12 protein-coding genes are annotated in these 16,447 nt (G+C 69.8%); 6 read left to right on the forward strand and 6 right to left on the reverse strand.

The features are described from left to right. Positions 1 to 65 precede the first annotated feature (65 nt). The 4 genes from NB3_RS14355 (at position 66) to NB3_RS14370 (ending at position 3,657) form a co-directional block, all read left to right on the forward strand. Positions 66 to 686 carry a TetR/AcrR family transcriptional regulator gene (locus tag NB3_RS14355; RefSeq protein WP_067802400.1) on the forward strand — a complete coding sequence of 207 codons (621 nt, stop codon included), beginning with the start codon at positions 66 to 68 and terminating at the stop codon, positions 684 to 686. A 181-nt stretch (positions 687 to 867) separates the two neighbouring features. Then, positions 868 to 1,617, forward strand: a complete 750-nt coding sequence (locus tag NB3_RS14360; protein ID WP_067802403.1) for a DUF6008 family protein — start codon at positions 868 to 870, stop codon at positions 1,615 to 1,617. Between the two features lie 972 nt (positions 1,618 to 2,589). Beyond that, positions 2,590 to 2,964 carry a hypothetical protein gene (locus NB3_RS14365; protein WP_067802406.1) on the forward strand — a complete coding sequence of 125 codons (375 nt, stop codon included), beginning with the start codon at positions 2,590 to 2,592 and terminating at the stop codon, positions 2,962 to 2,964. A gap of 150 nt (positions 2,965 to 3,114) precedes the next feature. Next, complete coding sequence (locus tag NB3_RS14370) at positions 3,115 to 3,657, forward strand: hypothetical protein (RefSeq protein WP_067802409.1); 543 nt, start codon at positions 3,115 to 3,117, stop codon at positions 3,655 to 3,657. Between the two features lie 39 nt (positions 3,658 to 3,696). Here the strand turns inward: NB3_RS14370 and NB3_RS14375 are convergent, their stop codons facing one another. From NB3_RS14375 to NB3_RS14390, 4 genes are all read right to left on the reverse strand, one after another. After that, positions 3,697 to 6,249: an ATP-binding protein gene (locus NB3_RS14375; RefSeq protein ID WP_067802412.1), complete on the reverse strand. Its 2,553-nt coding sequence runs from the start codon at positions 6,247 to 6,249 to the stop codon at positions 3,697 to 3,699. A gap of 42 nt (positions 6,250 to 6,291) precedes the next feature. Continuing rightward, the gene (locus NB3_RS14380) at positions 6,292 to 8,823 is read right to left on the reverse strand and encodes an ATP-binding protein (protein ID WP_067802415.1); all 2,532 of its coding nucleotides are present in this window, start codon (positions 8,821 to 8,823) and stop codon (positions 6,292 to 6,294) included. Between the two features lie 104 nt (positions 8,824 to 8,927). Then, entirely contained in the window at positions 8,928 to 9,503 is a 576-nt protein-coding gene (locus tag NB3_RS14385; protein ID WP_067802418.1) for a dihydrofolate reductase family protein, read from the reverse strand. A 242-nt stretch (positions 9,504 to 9,745) separates the two neighbouring features. Then, positions 9,746 to 10,480, reverse strand: a complete 735-nt coding sequence (locus NB3_RS14390; protein WP_067802421.1) for a MerR family transcriptional regulator — start codon at positions 10,478 to 10,480, stop codon at positions 9,746 to 9,748. Positions 10,481 to 10,683: 203 nt separating this feature from the next. Here NB3_RS14390 and NB3_RS14395 point away from each other — a divergent pair, with 203 nt between their 5' ends. Beyond that, entirely contained in the window at positions 10,684 to 11,040 is a 357-nt protein-coding gene (locus NB3_RS14395) for a DUF1707 SHOCT-like domain-containing protein (protein WP_067802424.1), read from the forward strand. Between the two features lie 6 nt (positions 11,041 to 11,046). On the opposite strand, the gene NB3_RS14400 is transcribed toward NB3_RS14395, so the two are convergent. Both NB3_RS14400 and NB3_RS14405 read right to left on the reverse strand, forming a co-directional pair. Next, complete coding sequence (locus NB3_RS14400; RefSeq protein WP_244891906.1) at positions 11,047 to 13,416, reverse strand: serine/threonine-protein kinase; 2,370 nt, start codon at positions 13,414 to 13,416, stop codon at positions 11,047 to 11,049. 189 nt (positions 13,417 to 13,605) lie between these two features. Continuing rightward, complete coding sequence (locus NB3_RS14405; protein ID WP_067802430.1) at positions 13,606 to 15,138, reverse strand: amino acid permease; 1,533 nt, start codon at positions 15,136 to 15,138, stop codon at positions 13,606 to 13,608. A gap of 212 nt (positions 15,139 to 15,350) precedes the next feature. Between NB3_RS14405 and NB3_RS14410 the strand changes: the two genes are divergently transcribed. Then, complete coding sequence (locus tag NB3_RS14410) at positions 15,351 to 16,415, forward strand: SPFH domain-containing protein (RefSeq protein ID WP_067802433.1); 1,065 nt, start codon at positions 15,351 to 15,353, stop codon at positions 16,413 to 16,415. Positions 16,416 to 16,447 lie beyond the last annotated feature (32 nt).

Consider the following 16,447-nt stretch of genomic DNA (forward strand, 5'->3'; position numbering starts at 1 on the left):
CCCGGAGACCGGATTCCGGATGCAGCCGGCGCGGGTCCACAGCAGTCAGAAGTACGATCGACCGTATGGAAAGTGGCGCGCGAACCGCCGAGATCACCGACAAACGCCTGCTGCGTGGCGCCAGGACCCGCGCCACGGTGCTGCGACATGCGGTCGACATCGCCTCGCTCGACGGATTGGACGGCCTGAGCTTCGGCAGGCTGGCCGAGGACACCGGACTGAGCAAGGCCGGGATCCAGACCCTCTTCCGCACCAAGGAGGCGTTGCAGCTAGCCGCCGTCGACCACGCACGCGACCGGTTCGTGGAAGCGGTCGTCGAACCCGCGCGGTCCGCGCCACACGGCGTCGCCCGCTTGCGCGCCTTGGTGGAGCACTGGATGGTCTACGCCACGACGCCGCTGTTTCCCGGCGGATGCTTCCGTGCCGCGACCATGGCCGAGCACGACAGCAAGCCGGGGCCGGTGCGCGACGCCCTGTTCCGCGACCAGCGAGCGTGGGTGCGGCTGCTGGCGCGGGAGCTGCGCGCGGCGGCGTCCGCCGGTGAGATCGCCGAACTGGACGCCGATCTGGCCGCGTTCCAGATCGACGCGGTGCTCTGCGCGACGAATACCGCCCTGCGGATCGGCGACCCGGACGCCGCCGACCGCGCCCGTCGCATCGTCGAAGGCTTCCTGCGAACGCCTTGAGCACTTCTCATACGACCTTGATATGACTGCGGGCGAATTGTGAGGGAGTCCAGGACATTCGAAAATCGCGGACACGGACCGTCGCCACCTTGTATCTTGCGGACAACGCGTTTCGCGCGTTTCCGTAGCAACTCCCCCCATCCGTCGCCGTTGCCGGAGGGCGCGCAGAAGGGCGGTTCCCATGAACCACACAGCCGAAGCCACCGGGTTGGACATCCTAGGTGCGATCTTGATGGTGGCCTGGATGGTCGTCATGTGGGCGGCCGTCGGCGTACTCGCCGTCGCGATTCGTAAGCCGTTGCGACCGTGGATGTTCCGTACCGCGCTCGGTGTCATAGCGCTGGGCGTCATCGCCCAGATCGGTCACTTCCAGGAGCACGTGGCCCAGGTCGGATACTGGGTCCAGCACCCCAACTCGCCGTCGTGGATGACCCCGTGGGGCACCGGCCTGGCCAACGGCTTCGGTCAGGTGAACCACATGAAGCCGTCGCTCGGCATGGAAATCCTCCATCTGGTGGGCAATTTCCACTTCCTCGCCGGACTGGTCGGCGTCGCGCTGGTCACCCATCACGCCCTGGAGAGCAAGGCGCGCAAGTGGGGCCGTATGGGTGTGCTGATGCAGGGCATCCACGGGCTCGAGCATCTCGCGCTCACCCTGACGGTGGCGTTCGGCACCAAGGCGATCGGGCTGTCCACCTTCTTCGGCCTCCTCGACCCGGGCGCGGGCGCGTCGACCTACCGCATCTGGTGGCACTTCCTGGCCAACGTGATCGGCACCAGCATCTTCGCCATGGCGCTGTACTACCTCTGGCAGGAGCGCGCCGTGATCGAGGCGCCGTTCCGCGACCCCGCCGCCGCCAAGCCGAGCCGCGTGCCCGCGGCGGCCACGGGTTCGGGAGCGCCGGCGTACGCGGCGGTCACCGAAGCCTGATCCAGCGACCCCATAAGGGCGTCTGCCATCGCGGCAGGCGCCCTTTTTCGCGTCGCGACCCAATTCCTCCTCGCCGGGCGATGCGATTCCAGCGCTGCGTATTCATCGCGCCCACCGCAGCGGGCCGCGGGTGACCGCCGCCGTCCATCTCCGGACTGCGGACTCGGCGCATGCCGGGCTTACTTCCGCCGGGAATCAGCAACGCTCCGGCGCGCCGTTCGGCGCGGAGACACACCCGCGCCTCGGACCCATACCGCTGCGACCCACGTCACTTCCGGCTCGAGTGCCGTATCACTATCGCTTCCCGCTGCGGTCTACCACCGCGTCCGCTGAACGCGGATTCCGGACCGGAAATGCGCCACCCATGGAAGGTCGCGCAGCCCCTCGGGTTCGAGACGCTTGGCATCGCCGCTGGTCACGATGCCGGGCCGCGCGGAAAACGCGGCAACTCTTCCCATGCTCGAGAAAGCACTCGACAAGACATCGACCCGTCCATTAATGTGACGTTATCCAACGGCACGATAAACAGGGACCCGCCGATCGGACCACACCGGACCGATCCCCGAGCCCGAGGTGGCGAGATGAACGGACGCGAACAATGACCGGCATCACGCCGCACCAGCGACGGACACAGACCTGGCTCGTCCGCCCGCTGATCGTGAGCGCGATAGCGGCCACGCCGGAAACCCCGGCGCAGGCCGAGGCGCTGGCCGGGCCCGACGCGATCGTCGCGGCACCGCGCCCCGCAGACCCGGGCCGCCACGGATACGACAGGCCGGGCTCCTCCCATCCCGACAACCGGGACCGAGCCGACCGGCACCGGCCCGCGGACGAGACGTCCGCGACGGATGCCGCCCCGATCCCTACCCCGCCCCCACCTCGCGCGGCAACCACGACCATCGACGTTCGCCGCACCGCCGCCGCTCGAACCGTGTCGCCGGGCACGGCTCGAATCCCGAACGGAGACTTACGATGACCGCCACCAATCACTCCGCCGCACGGCGACTGCTCGCCTGTACCGCGATCGTCGGCATGCTCACCGCCGCCGCAGCGGGCATCGCGGGGGCCGAGTCGCACTCGGGCCCATCGGACCCGCGCAACGGCACCGGCGACACCCACGGCTGGCACCAGATCGATCCGATGGGCTACAACCACAGCGACAACGACCCGCTGCGCGCGGAGGAGCACGACGACGCCATCCGCGACTACCACCAGCGCCAGAGCCGTCCCGCGCCGGCCGACACCCCCACGGGCGAGGCTTCGGTCAGCCCCAGCTGGTCGCGCGTCGCCCGCCCGGACGGCAGCGGCTACACCGTCTGCCGCCCGCAGGCCCGCTGGTGCCAGTGAGCGCCGGACCGGCTCGCGCACTCGCACCCACAACCTTTCCGTGACGTCCACCTGGACTGATCGTACCGCTATCTAGCGGCACACTACTTGAAGTATCACCCATCCCGGAAATCCACTCCGGCCGGGATAGCGCACGAAAGAGAAACACCCATGTTTAAGATCAACGGGCTTCGCCGGACGACCGCGCACGACGACAAGCGCGGCACGGCACGGACGCTCACCCTGCTGGCGGCGGCAGCGGTGGCGGCGGGCGGCCTGAGCCTCGGCGCGGGCACCGCCGAGGCTCAGGGCGCTGCCTGCCTCTGGGCCGGGGGCGCCTACGGACAGGGCACCACGGTCGTCGCGGGCGGCTGGACCTTCCACTGCGGCACCGATGCCGTCGGCGCGCCCTACTGGCACCGCGGCAACGCCGTGCGGCAGGGCAGCACCGTGCCGAACCCGGGCGCCTACACCCACCCCGCCGGCCTGTTCAGCCCCGGCGCCCGCCAGTACGGCACGGAATACAACGACTACTGCGTCGGAAGCCAGCTCATCGAGGGCTCCGAGGACGTCTACCAGGTGGTCTCGGACGGACGAGGCTCCGTGTGGTGGAAGGCCGCCGGATCGATCGACCAGTGGACCTTCGATCCCGGCACCGGCCCGCAGCATTCCTGGCGGTCGTCGAGCCTGTGCTACGACGGCTCGCTGACCTGACCGACCCGACTACCTGCACGCCCGTGACCGCCGCAGCGGTCACGGGCGTGTTCGCGTTCGCGCCGGCCGCCGCTGCGATTCCAGCCGGATCCGCTCCTCGAGGTGGTCCGGTACATGCCAGCTGATGTCGGCCCTGGTGGCCGCCATCAGCTTCCTGCGTACGGTCGCCACCTGGGCGTCGACCGTCCGGATCGAACTGCCCCTGCGCGCGGCGATGGCGCTGTTGGCCCAGCCCGCGGCGGCCAGCACGGCGACCTCGCGTTCCGCGGGCGTCAACTCGTCCCAGCGCGAGGCCGTCGACCTGGCCTGCGGCTGCCGCGCGGGCAGCATTCGGTCGGCGGGCAGCCTGCCGAGCAGCAGCGATTGCAGTTCGTCGCGTTCGGGACGCAGGCGCGCGCCGCGCTGGACCGCCGCCTCGTGCGCCTCGGCGCCGAGGACCGCGGTGACCGCGGCGACGGCCTGCGCGGTGCCCCTGGCCACCAGGGTCACCCGATCGGCGACGATGCCCATGGAGCGGTGCAGTGTGGCGATCCCGCCTTGCAGATGGGCGATCTCGGTAGCGGCGGCGTACGCCTCGGCGCTGTCGGTGTCCCCCGCCTCGATCCGGTCGGACAGCAGGTAGGTCAGCGCCATCATGATGAAATGCGCGACCCAGCCGGCTGTCCAGGTGTCCCCCGTGATCAGCAGGCGTTCCAGGATGGACTTCCCGAGCGTGACCGCCTCCCGCGCGTCACCGTGCCGGGAGACCGCGATCATCCAGGCCAGTTCCGCCCATGAGGTCGCCCAGCCCGCGTCGGACGCCACGGCCCGGTCCAGATGCCTGCGCGCGGCTCCGAGCGCGACGTCGGCGTCCCCCAGGTTCGCGTAGGTGAGCGCTTCGAACAATTCGCTGCGCTGCTCGCCGGCCCGGTCGCCGAGCACGGCGAATTTCCGGCGCGCCCTGGCCAGCACGTCCACCGCGCGGATGTCCAGGTGGATCAGCAACAGCTCGAGCCCCCAGGTGAACTCCACCGCCGCGGGCAGACCGGCGTCGGTCGCCGTCGTCTCGCGCCAGCGGCGCCGCAGTCGCGCATCCGACAGGCACTCCGCGGCGCATTCGTCCAGCAGTTGCGCGGTATAGGCGTGCCTGCCCTGCCAGATGGCGATCCAGCCCACCAGTGCGGTCGCGTTGATCCGCAACCGGGTCGGCGGCGGATCGACCTGGGCGGTGACCTCCAGCGCCTGTTCGGTCAGGCTGGTGATGGCGCGGTTGGACCCGGTGATGAACGGCACGCGCAAGGCCATCAGCGTCGCGGCGGTCTCCAGCCCGACCACGGCCTCCTCCGGATCGGCGAGACTGGTCTCGATGGCGATGAGGATGTTGTCCCAGGCCGCGCGGGCCCAGTCGATCCACTCCTGTTCCCTCGGGCCGTACCAGAAGGCGGGGCCCGCGGCGACGCGGTCGCGATAGTGCCGCCGATGCCGGGCGAGCAGCCGCGCCTCGTCGAGGTGGTCGCCGCGGGCGGACAGCCGGTCGCGCACGAACACCCGGACGCTCTCCAGCAGGTAATAGCGCACGGTCGACGCGGTGATGCGGGCCGAGAGCAGCGAACGTTCGACCAGGCGCTCCAGCAGGCCGCCGATCCGCTCCGCGGGCAGCGCCGCGTCCGCGCACACCGCCACGATCGCGTCCACGTCGGCCCCGCCGCACGGCGTCTCGTCGTCCTCGGCGTCGCAACCGGTGGCGAACACCGACAAGCGGTCCAGCAGCAGCTGCTCTTGCGCGGTGCACAGACCGTAGGACCAGGCGATCACGTCGCGCACGCTGCGGTGCCGTTCGCCGACGCCACCCCTGGCGCCGTGCGTCCACTGCAGGCGGCGATCCTCGGTGTCACCGGACAACTCGCGCAGCACGATCGCGGGTGGCCGGTGCAGCAGCCGCGCCGCGGCCAGGCGGATGAACAGCGGATTGTTGTCGACGTGCCCGCAGATGCGGGTGGCGATGTCGAGCTGGCCGGGATCCTCGGGAATCGGCCGCCCGGTGCGCTCGGCCCGCCGCCGGAACAGTTCGAGGGCGTGCACGCTCGACAACGGGGGCACGGTCACCAACTGCTCGTCGATCCAGCCGATCGGCTCCCGGCTGGTCGCGACGATGGTCAGGCCGGGGGCCGCCTGCAGCAGCCCGATGACGAGCGGGCCGACACCGGCCAGCACGTGTTCGCAGTTGTCCAGCACCAGGATGGTCCGGTGCGTTTCGCCGTCGACGAGGCCGTCGGCGAAGATCTCGACCAAGCCGTCCCAGGCGGAGCGGCCCGCGATGCCGTTCTTCGCGACCGACAGCAGCACTTCCTCGGCGACCGCCCCGGTCTCCGCGCCGGGCACGAGCCGGGCCAATCGGGTCCAGTACACGGGGTGCCGCGCCGCGCCGCGATAGCGCCGCACGGCTTCTACCGCCAGCGTCGTCTTCCCGATGCCGCCGGGCCCGGCCAGGGTGATCAACCGGGCGCTGGACGAGCCGAGCAGAGCTTCTATCCGCCGTAGTTCGGCGTCCCTGCCCACGAACTCACCGGGCGCGGTGGGGCCGTTGTCGCCACCGCTGTTCACCTCCGACATGCCGACGCACCTACCGATCCGGGAATTCACCGCTCGAGCAGCCTAATGGTTGCGGCCGGTCCTTTTTCGGTGACCGCGTCGCGGCCGCCGCTCGGATTCGTACCTGACCCGATCGGCCAGCTCATCGGGTATGTGGGCGGCGATGTCGGCGCGCGAGGCGATCATCAGCTTCTGCCGGATGGTCGCGACCTGCGCGTCGACCGTGCGGATCGAACTGCGCCGGTGCGCGGCGATGGCGCTGTTGGGCCAGCCCGCCGCCGCGAAGACGGCGACATCGCGTTCGGCCTCCGACAGATCGTCCCAGCGCGAAGCGGGCCGCCGCGGCACCGGTCTGGAGGCGACCGGGCGATCCGGCCGCCGTGGGGCCGCGACCGCGTCCGCGGTGGAGCACCACAGCGCGTCCAGTTCGGGACGCAGCCGCGTTCTGCGCTCGGCGGCGGCGTAGGCCCGGTCGCCGAGCACCGCGCGGGCGACCTCCGCCGCGCCGCGGATCTCGGCGGCGATCAGCGGGACCCGTTCGACGGAGATGCCCATCGAGCGCTGCCGCGATTTGAAACTGCCCACCAGATAGGCGATCTCCGTCGCGGTGTCGGCGCAGGCTGCGCGATCACGGCCCTCGGCGCGCTCGGCGACGAGCACCTGGGCCAGCGCGACGATGTGCGCGCCGACCGCCCAGCTCGCGGTCCAGGTGTCCGGTTCGCCGCGGTACCGCGTGAGCACCCCGTTGGTCAGCGTCAGCGCCTGCGCGGCGGACTCGTGCTTGGCCAGCGCCACCGCGCGCGCGATCTCGGCCCAGGCGCGCGACAGCGTCGAGCCGGACGACGCCGACCGCGCGAGGAACCGCTCGGTGTGCTCCAGCGCCTGCCGCCGGTCGCCGACGAGGGCGGCGCAGAAGACCACGAACACGTCGCTGCGCTCGGCGCCGATGCGATCGCCCTGTTCGGCGAACTTGCGGCGGGCACGGGTGAGGACGGCGATCGCGCGCCGGTCGCCGCGCACGAGCATCAGTTCCAGTCCCCACATCCACTCGACCGGCGCGGGCAGACCGAAATCCGTGTCGGTGTCGCGCGGGTCAGCGCCCGGCGGCAGGGCCGCGCGGTCGGCGAGGAGTTGTGGGATGTGATCGGTCCGCCCTTCCCACAGCGCGATCCAGCCCAGCAGCGCGGTGGCCAGGTCGGCAAGCCCGGAGGGGCCGAGGCCGGACCCACGGGTGGCCTCCAGCGCGCGTTCGGTCAACCGGGTCAGCACGCCCGCGCCGGATTTGACGTACGGCACCTTCATCGACAACAGCACGGTGGCGGTCTCGAGCGCGACCACGGCTTCGGCCGGGTCCGCCAAGCCCGACTCGATGCCGAGCACGATGTCGTTCCACGCCGACCGCGCCCAGGCCAGCCAGGCTTGATCCTGCGGGCCCAGCCACATGGCCTGCCCGGCGACCACCTTGTCCCGGAAATACCGGCGGTGCCGTGCGGCGAGGCGGTCGAGTTCGGCGCGGCCCCGCCGGCTCAGCCGCTCGCGGGCGAACACACGGACGCTTCCCACCAGATACCAGCTGACCGTGGTCGCGGTGAGGTGCACGGACACCAGCGACCGTTCGGTGAGCCGCTCCAGCAGATGTTCGATCGCGCCGGCGGGCAGGTCGTCGTCGGCGCACACCGCGATCGCGGCGTCGAGTTCGATGCCGCCGCGCAGCGACTCGTCGTCGGTCTCGTACCCGGCGGCGAAGACCGACAGCCGCTCGAGCAGCAACTGCTCGGAAGCGCCGCACAGCGCGAACGACCACGCGATCACGTCGTAGACGCCGCGGTGGCGCCGTTCGGCGCCCGCTCGTGCCCCGTGCGTCCAGTGCAGCCGTTTGTCGTCCGCGTCGCCGGTGAGTTCGTGCAGCACCATGATCGGCGGCTGATGCCGCAGGCGCGCCGCGGCCAGGCGGATGAACAGCGGGTTGTGATCGACCCGGCGGCAGATCCGCGCGGCGACGGCCGTCGCATCGCGCTCGTCCGGGATCGCCCGCCCGACGAGTTCGGCCCGCTGCCGGAACAATTCGAGCGACTGCCGCGGCGACAGCGGCGGCACGGGCAGGATGTACTCGTCGGCCCAGCCGATCGGCTCGCGGCTGGTGGCAAGGACGGTCAGTCCCGGTGTGGCTTCCAGCAACTCGTCGATCATCGCCGCGACCGCGCCGAGCAGGTGTTCGCAGCTGTCCAAGACCAGGATGGCGCGCTCGGCGGAACGGTCCGCACCGGTGAAGGTGCGCACCAGCGCGGATCGAGTCGGCGGCGAACCGAGGTCGGCGCGCACGGCCGACTGCATCACGTCTTGGGCGGTGGCGGTGCCGTCGGCCTCCGATCCGGCCAGCCGCGCCCAGTACACCGGCCTGCCGCGGGCGCGGACGCCGCGGCGCAGCGCCTCCGCCGCCAGTCGCGTCTTGCCGATCCCGCCCGGCCCGACCAGCGTGATCAGGCGGGCGCCGCCGTCCAGCAGCGCGCTCAGCCGGTCCAATTCCGTTTCCCGGCCGACGAATTCACTGGTGGATGCAGGCAGCACGTCGCCACGTGCCTGAACCAGGGACATAAAACGAAAGTTAGCCGACGACGCGGCAACGCGCTCGACAATCAGAGGTTACGTCCGGGGTCCGCGCGGTCACCGGGGCCGGTTCGCGCTTCCCGCGCCGCGTCCTACCTGGCCGGGGCCGTCTGCTGGTAGTGCATCTGGACCACCGCGCTGTCGAAGGTCATCACGTCCACCAGTTGCAGCCCCGACACCACCGCGGGCGTCGGGAACAGCGGGATCCCGCCACCGAGCAGGATGGGGTGCACGAACAACCGGTACTCGTCGATCAGGTCGTGCTTCATGAACTCCGACGCCGTCTCCGCGCCGCCGAACAGGACCATGTCGCACCCCGGCTGCGCGCGCAACGCCGTGATCTCCTCGACGAGGTCGTCGCCGACCACGCGGGTGTTCCAGTTCGCCCGCGACATGGTGCGGGAGAATACCAGTTTCGGCGTCTCTTTCCAGCACCGCGCGAAATCCACGTAGAACTCCGAGATCGCCGGATCCACGTCGGCCGTCGGCCAGAACGACGCCATGATCTCGTAGGTCTTGCGGCCGTAGAGGAACAGGTCCGCCGAGCGCAATTCGTCCAGGAACGATTCGCACAGTTCCTCGTCCACCACCGGCCAGTGGACTTCCTGATCCGGCCCTTCCGCGAAGCCGTCGAGCGACATCTGCATCCACAGTGTCACGCTTCCCATGTGCCCACACCCATCTGCTGCCCTTGTGCGACTCACAGATTGTCGGGCGTGGCGACACTTCGGCGCATCGGTAGGTTGCCCGCAGACATACCTAAGTAGGGGAACTCAGGCGGGTCGGCGCCGCGATCGCGCGCCGGATGCCTCCCAATATACCGTTGATCAACGGCACGTTACCGCTACGTATCGCCAATGCTGGGAATCTGAAACATAAATACTTCGATCGGTGCGGCCGCGCGGGGGAATCAGGCGTCCGGCAGCGTCTCGGCCAGCTCCGCGTCCTGATCGAGATACCTTGCGACGAGCCGGTTCACGAGTTCGGCCGTGGTCTCCGCCGGGACCGCCCTCGTCGCCGCCAATCGCTGCGCGAGTTCGTCGACCTGCGCGGGGCCCCGCTCGGAGTCCTGGAACGACGCCCACGCGGTGCGCCGGAACAGATCCACGTAGCGCCGGGCGATCCGCTCGGCGTCGGCGCGCAGCTTCTCCAGTTCGCCGAGGACCTCCTCTGCCGGGATGCCGGCCGCCGTCATCTGGTCGAGGCTGTGCGCCAGACGCCGGTCGGCGATCCGGTAGGTCGCGGCGTCGACGGGTTCGTACAGACCCGCGGCGACGACCCGGGCCAGACCGTTGGGCACGTCGCGATAGCGCTCGGCCAACTCGGTCGCCGCGATCGTGTCGGCGGCGTCGACGACGGGCGCCTCGGTGGAGCCGGGCTCGCCGACACCGAGGATGTCCCCCAGGTCGTCACCCCGGTCCCAGGCGTTGAGCAATTCCTTGATGCCGTTGAGCTTGATCCCACGATCGAGCAACCTGCTGATGGTGCGCACCCGGTTGAGGTGGTCGGCGCCGTAGAACCCGGTACGCCCCTTGACCTGCGGGGGCGGCAGCACACCGCGTTCGTGGTAAACGCGCAGGCTGCGCACGGTCGTACCGGCCTCGCGCGCCAGCTCGTCGATCGTGTATTCCACACCCGCAGTCATACCTCAAGGAAACCACATCGCAACACGTGGCGACCGCCGGTGCGCGGCCATTGCCGGGGCGACCGACCGGTCTCTAGCGATGTTTCAGCAAACATGACTGCGTGCGACGGAACGCGCAGCCGCGGGCGCGCCGACCGCCCCTTCTTCCCGCCGCTGGAAATCCGTCCGGCGCCCGGACACGCCGCCGCGCCTATCCTTCCGGCATGGGTGAATCCGCGGGCCCTCCGGCCAGTCTCGCCGACCGCGAACGCGCGATGCGCGAGCTGACCCACCACCTGGGCACGGGCCGGCTGTCGCTGGCCGAGTTCGACGAACTCAGCGCGGCCGTGTCGGCCGCGACCAGCAAGAGTCAGCTGGCCGAACTGTTCGCCGACCTGCCGGGCAGCACACCGCCCCCGGCGGAGGTCACGCCGGTCAACCCGCTGCCGCGCCTGGTCGTGCTGGCCGGGGCCACCGTGGTCTTCTCGGTGGTGCTCGCGGTGACCACGGGCACCTGGCTGTGGCTGCTGCTGATCCTGGCGGCGCCAGCGCTTTTCATGCTCACCGCGCGCGCCAACTGATACCGGTCACCACCTGGACTTCGGCCGCACGTAGTTGGCCAGGTCGACCAAGCGGTAGCGGTGCAGCCGGTGCGGGGCGATCCGGGCCAGCGCCCGCAGGCTCGACTCCAGCCCGCGTTGCAGACCCAGCGGGGTGAACGGGAAACCGAGCAGGGTCGCGTCGGGGTCGGCGGATCGCCCGCCCGCGCGCACCCATTCCAGCGCCGCGCCCACCACGATCACTTGCAGTTGCAGCGCACGCGGTTCGTCCGGCGCGGCGTCCAGCCGCGCGGCCGCCTCCAGCAGGTCGGCCTCGGTGGTCTCCGGGATCGGTTGCGAGACCAGCAGCAGGCATCCGGTCATGCGCGCCACACTCTGATACCGGGACGCCTCCGGCACCTGATCGAGCACCTCGACGGCCTCCAGCAGACCGCCGTCGGCCGCGAGCCTGCGGGCCAAGCCGAACGCCGCGCTCACCACGCCGTGATTGGTCCGCCACACGGTGCGGTAGTACTCCTCGGCGAGCCGATGCCAGCGGTCGTCCGCGGCATCCCCGAGATGCTGGAGGGTGAGTTCGGCGGTGGCCGCCAGCGCCAGCGCGGGGGCGATCTCACCGGGCAGCATGCCGTGCACCAGGTCGAAGTACTCGTAGGCGCGCTCGTACTGCCCGTCCAGCAGGGCGGCGACGGCCGAGTACCACTCGATGCGCCAGTCCGTGCCGTAGTCGGGCCGCAGATCGGCCAGCCGGTCGCAGGCGGGCACCACCTCGCCCAGGTCCAGGTGCGCGCGCACCGCGGTGAGCGTGCCCTCCAGCTCGAACGTCTCCGGCTCCGGGATGGTCCCGGAGACGATCCGGTCGGCGGTGCGGCGCAGCGCGTCCAGCGCATGCCTCGGATCGCCGTGCAGCAGCGTGGACAGCAGGTCGGCGCTGGGGTCCTCGGTGTCGATCAGCGGCACCGGCAGGGCGGCGACGACGCTGGGCGCGTCCAGCGCGGGCAGGCGATGCCGTCCGTCGGTCATGCCGTCGGTCTGGCCGATCAACGTCTCGATGCCGAAATCGCCGCGCATCGCGCCGAATTCCAGCGACGCCTGCGGATGCTCCTTGCCGGTGTCGTAGGCGAGCACCATGCGCAGCACGCCGGCGAGCTGGCCGTACATCGCGTAGGCGGTCGGGAAGCGGCGGCGCGGATCGGGGTCGGTCGCGCGGCACAGCAGCCGGTACAACGCCGGATAGTCCCGCAGCAGCGGCTGGTCCTCCGGCGATGGAATGCCGGGCAGCTGGTGTCCGTCGGCATTCTTGGGCATGTCCAGCACCAGCGCGGCCAGCGTCCGCCCCACGGTGTAGATGTCCGAGGCGACCGTCGGGCCGGTCTCGGTGATCTCGGGCGCCTGATAGCCGGGAGTGCCGTAGATGCTGCCGTAGGACTCCATCGCGGCCACCGCGCCGAGGTCGATCAGTTTGACCTCGTCCTCGCTGACCATGATGTTGTCGGGCTTGAGATCGTTGTAGGCCAAGCCGAACGAGTGCAGGTAGTCCAGCGCGGGCAGGATCTCCATCATGAACGCGATCGCCTCGGACGCCGGAATGCGTTCCGGTGCGCGCAGATCCAGCATCCTCTTCAGTGAGCGCCCGCCGACGTACTCCATGACGATGTAGCCGTCGGCCACGTCGCGCCCAGAGCGGTGCTTGACGAAGTTGTGGATCTTGACGATGCCGGGATAGGCCACCTCGGAGAGGAATTGGCGTTCGGCGAGGGCGACTACGTGCGCTTCGAAGTCGAGCGGGTTCTGCAACCCCTTCAGCACCACCCAGCGGTCGCTCACATTGCGATCGATCGCCAGGTAGATCCATCCGAGTCCGCCGTGGGCCAGGCAGCCCTGGACTTCGTACTGATCGGCGACCATCTCCCCCGGCTGGAGCAAGGGCCGGAAGTTGAACGGCGAGGCGCATCTGCCGCACTCGCCTTCGACCGCCCCCGGCTTCCCTTCGGCGGTGCGGCCCACCGGCTGCTGGCATTTCCAGCAGAACCGTTTGTGCTCGGGCACTTCCGGGTTCTGCATCACCGCGGTGCGCGGATCGAGCGGACTCACCTTGGGCATGGACACCAGACCGCCGCCCAATCTGCGCCCACTCGGCCGCGAGCGCCCGCTGCGCCCGGAACCGGGATCGGACTCGAGTGCGCCGAGCAGCAGCTCGGCGGTTCCGATGGTGTGCTCGCCGTCCCCGCCGTCCGGCTCGACGGCGCTGGGAACCGAGTCGACGGCCACGGCACGTGGTGGCTCGACATACCGTGGCACCGACCACGGATTCGGTAGTCGCGGGGGCACTTCGGTCTTGAGCAGGTGCCGAGTCGCCCACGGGTGGGAAGTTCGCCGGGGCACGTCGGTGCCGCGCATGCGCCGATTCGCCCAAGGGTGCGCAAGTGGACGGTCGGATGCGCTGGGGTGCTCCGGCATACGAACCTCTCAGACCCGCCGTGTGATCGCGGTTTCATTCTGGTCCGCCGCCTGTCGATGCGCGCTGGGGTTGTTCCCGTCATTGGGAATATATCCGCCCCGGGCGAGCTGCCCGGGGCGGATACTGCCTCACTCTTCGTCGGGCTTGTCGAGGATCACCACCGGATCGCTCGACTCGCGGCGCGGCCGCTCGGCCAGGACCGGGAACTGACCGGTGATGCCCTGCCGGATCTCCGCGATCTGCAGCACCCGCTTGCGGGCGAGGAACCAGCCGCCGACGAGCGCGGGAACCATGATGACGACCATCGCGATCACGGCTCCGCGCTGCACGTGGTCGTCGCTGAAGGCCATCAGCCCGACCACGACGACCAGGAACGCCAGCGTGGCGAAGCTCGTGTACGGCGCGCCGATCAGCCGGAACGACGGCCGCTGCGCCCGGCCGGTGCGCGACCAGCGCCACAGCTGCAGTTGGCAGACCACGATCGCGGCCCACGCGAAGATGGTGCCGAGCGCCGACATGTTCAGCACGATTTCGAAGGCCTGCTCCGGCACCACCGCGTTCAGGCCGACGCCGATGAGCGCGACCGCGCCGGTGGCGAGGATGCCGACGTAGGGCACGCCGCCGCTGGACATCCGCGCCGCGATGGTCGGCGCGCTGCCGTTCATCGACATGGAGCGCAGGATGCGGCCGGTCGAGTAGAGACCGGCGTTCAGGCTGGAGAACGCCGCGGTCAGCACCACGAGGTTCATCACGGAACCCGCGCCGTCGACGCCGAGACGCGAGAAGAAGGTGACGAAGGGGCTCTCACCGTTCTTGAACGCGGTGTACGGCAGCAGCAGCGCGAGCAGGACCAGCGAGCCCACGTAGAACAGCGCGATCCGGGCGATCACGGAGTTGATCGCGCGCGGCATGATCTTCTCCGGGTTCTCCGCCTCACCGGCCGCGGTGCCGACCAGTTCCACCGCCGCGTAGGCGAACACGACGCCGGTGGTGACCAGGACCAGCGGGAGCAATCCGGTCGGGAACAGCCCGCCGTTGTCGGCGATCACGCTCGGGCCGGTGACCTGGCCGTCGATCTTGAAGCGGCCCGCGAGGAACACGGTGCCGACGATCAGGAAGGTCACCAGCGCGACCACCTTGATCAGCGCGGCCCAGAACTCGAGCTCGCCGAACCACTTCACCGAGACGAGGTTGATGCTGACCACGATCGCGAGGGAGACCAGGGCGATCGTCCACTGCGGTATCGCCTCGAACGCTCCCCAGTAATGGACATACGTCGCGATCGCGGTGATGTCTACGATCCCGGTCATGCACCAGTGGAAGAAGTACATCCACCCGACCGCGAAGGCCAGTTTCTCGCCGTAGAACTCGCGGGCGTAGGAGACGAACGATCCCGAGGAGGGGCGATGCAGCACCAGCTCGCCGAGCGCCCGCAGGATGAAGAAGACGAACACGCCGCAGATGGCGTACACGAGGAACAAGCCGGGGCCCGCACTGGCCAGCCGGCCACCCGCGCCGAGGAACAGGCCGGTGCCGATCGCCCCACCGATCGCGATCATCTGCAGCTGACGCGGGCGCAGCGACTTGTGGTAGCCCGAGTCCTCGTCTTCGAGCCCGGCAGGCTGCGCGGCCGCCTCCGCGGGTGGTCGAACTGTGGTCATGGCGATGGCCTTTCAGGTGACGGCGATCATAACTTCGCTCAATGTACCGTTACATAGCGGTACGTTCAATAGCGAGTCGCGACTTGTAACATGCTGGACATCAAAGACTTTCGAAAAAGGGCGCTCGAGCAGCGACGATCGCCGCCGGATTCGTTGATCGTGCCACCGCATATCGGTACGCTGGATGAGACAAATCGGATGAGGGAGCGCAGATGGCCTGGTTCGAGCGGGAATTCATCGCGGTCCCGGAGGATCGCAAGAACCAACTGGTCTACAAGTGGCCGGACATCAACATCCGCCGGTACAGCCGCGCGATGGTCAATGCCGACCAGATCGCCCTCTTCCTCAAATCCGGGCGGGTGGTCGGCGCGATGGGCCCGGGGCGCCACCGCATCGACGCCGACGAGCTCCCCGTGCTCGGCGCGCTCGTCGACACCCTCACCGGCGGCAACTACTACCGCGCCGAACTGTATTTCGTCTCCACCCGCGAGTTCCCGGGGATTCGCTTCGGCGGACGGCTGGACGACATCCTCGACCCGGTCAGCGAGCAGGTGGTGACGCTGCGGGTCTTCGGCGAATTCGCCCTGAGCGTCCGGGATCCGGCCGAGCTGCTCACCGCGCTGTCGGGCACGGCCGATCTCACCGACCAGGAGCGCGTGCAGAACTGGTGCGCCGACCTGCTGCTCAAATCCATGAAGATGGCGGTCACCCGGGGAGTCGCCGGCGGCGATTGGCCGGTGCTCGGTCTCTCGGCGCAACTGCAACCCATCGAGCAGGCGGTACTGCGCCAGACCAACACCACCCTCTACGAATACGGGCTGCGCATCCCGCGGATGGGCAATTTCGACATCAGCCTGGCGCCGGAGGACGCCGAACGCCTGAAGCGCTTGGCCAAAGACGTCAAGTACATCAACCTCACCGGTGATTTCCAGCGCTATGCCGCAGGCGAGCTCGCGCTCGGCGCGAGCCAGGGGTTCGCGCGCGGACACCACAACGGCGTCGAAGGCGGATTCCTCGGCGCGGCACTGAGTTTGAACGCGATCGGCCACCACGTCGGCAACCAGTCTCCTGCGCCGCAGCTGCCTGCCGCGGCGCAGGAGACGGCCCAGACATCCTGCGCCGCTTGTGCATCCGCGAATCCGGCGAGCGCAAAGTTCTGCATGAACTGCGGAGCGCGTCTCGCCCCGCAACCGCGGCACTGCCCGAACTGCGGGTCGGAAGCGACGCCGGGCGCCAAGTTCTGCGGCAACTGCGGAACGCCGATGCCCGGAGGCTGACGCCGAGCGCCTGCCTCCGGGCATCGTGGGGA

This window comes from Nocardia beijingensis NBRC 16342, from assembly GCF_001612785.1.
GTDB lineage: Bacteria > Actinomycetota > Actinomycetes > Mycobacteriales > Mycobacteriaceae > Nocardia > Nocardia beijingensis.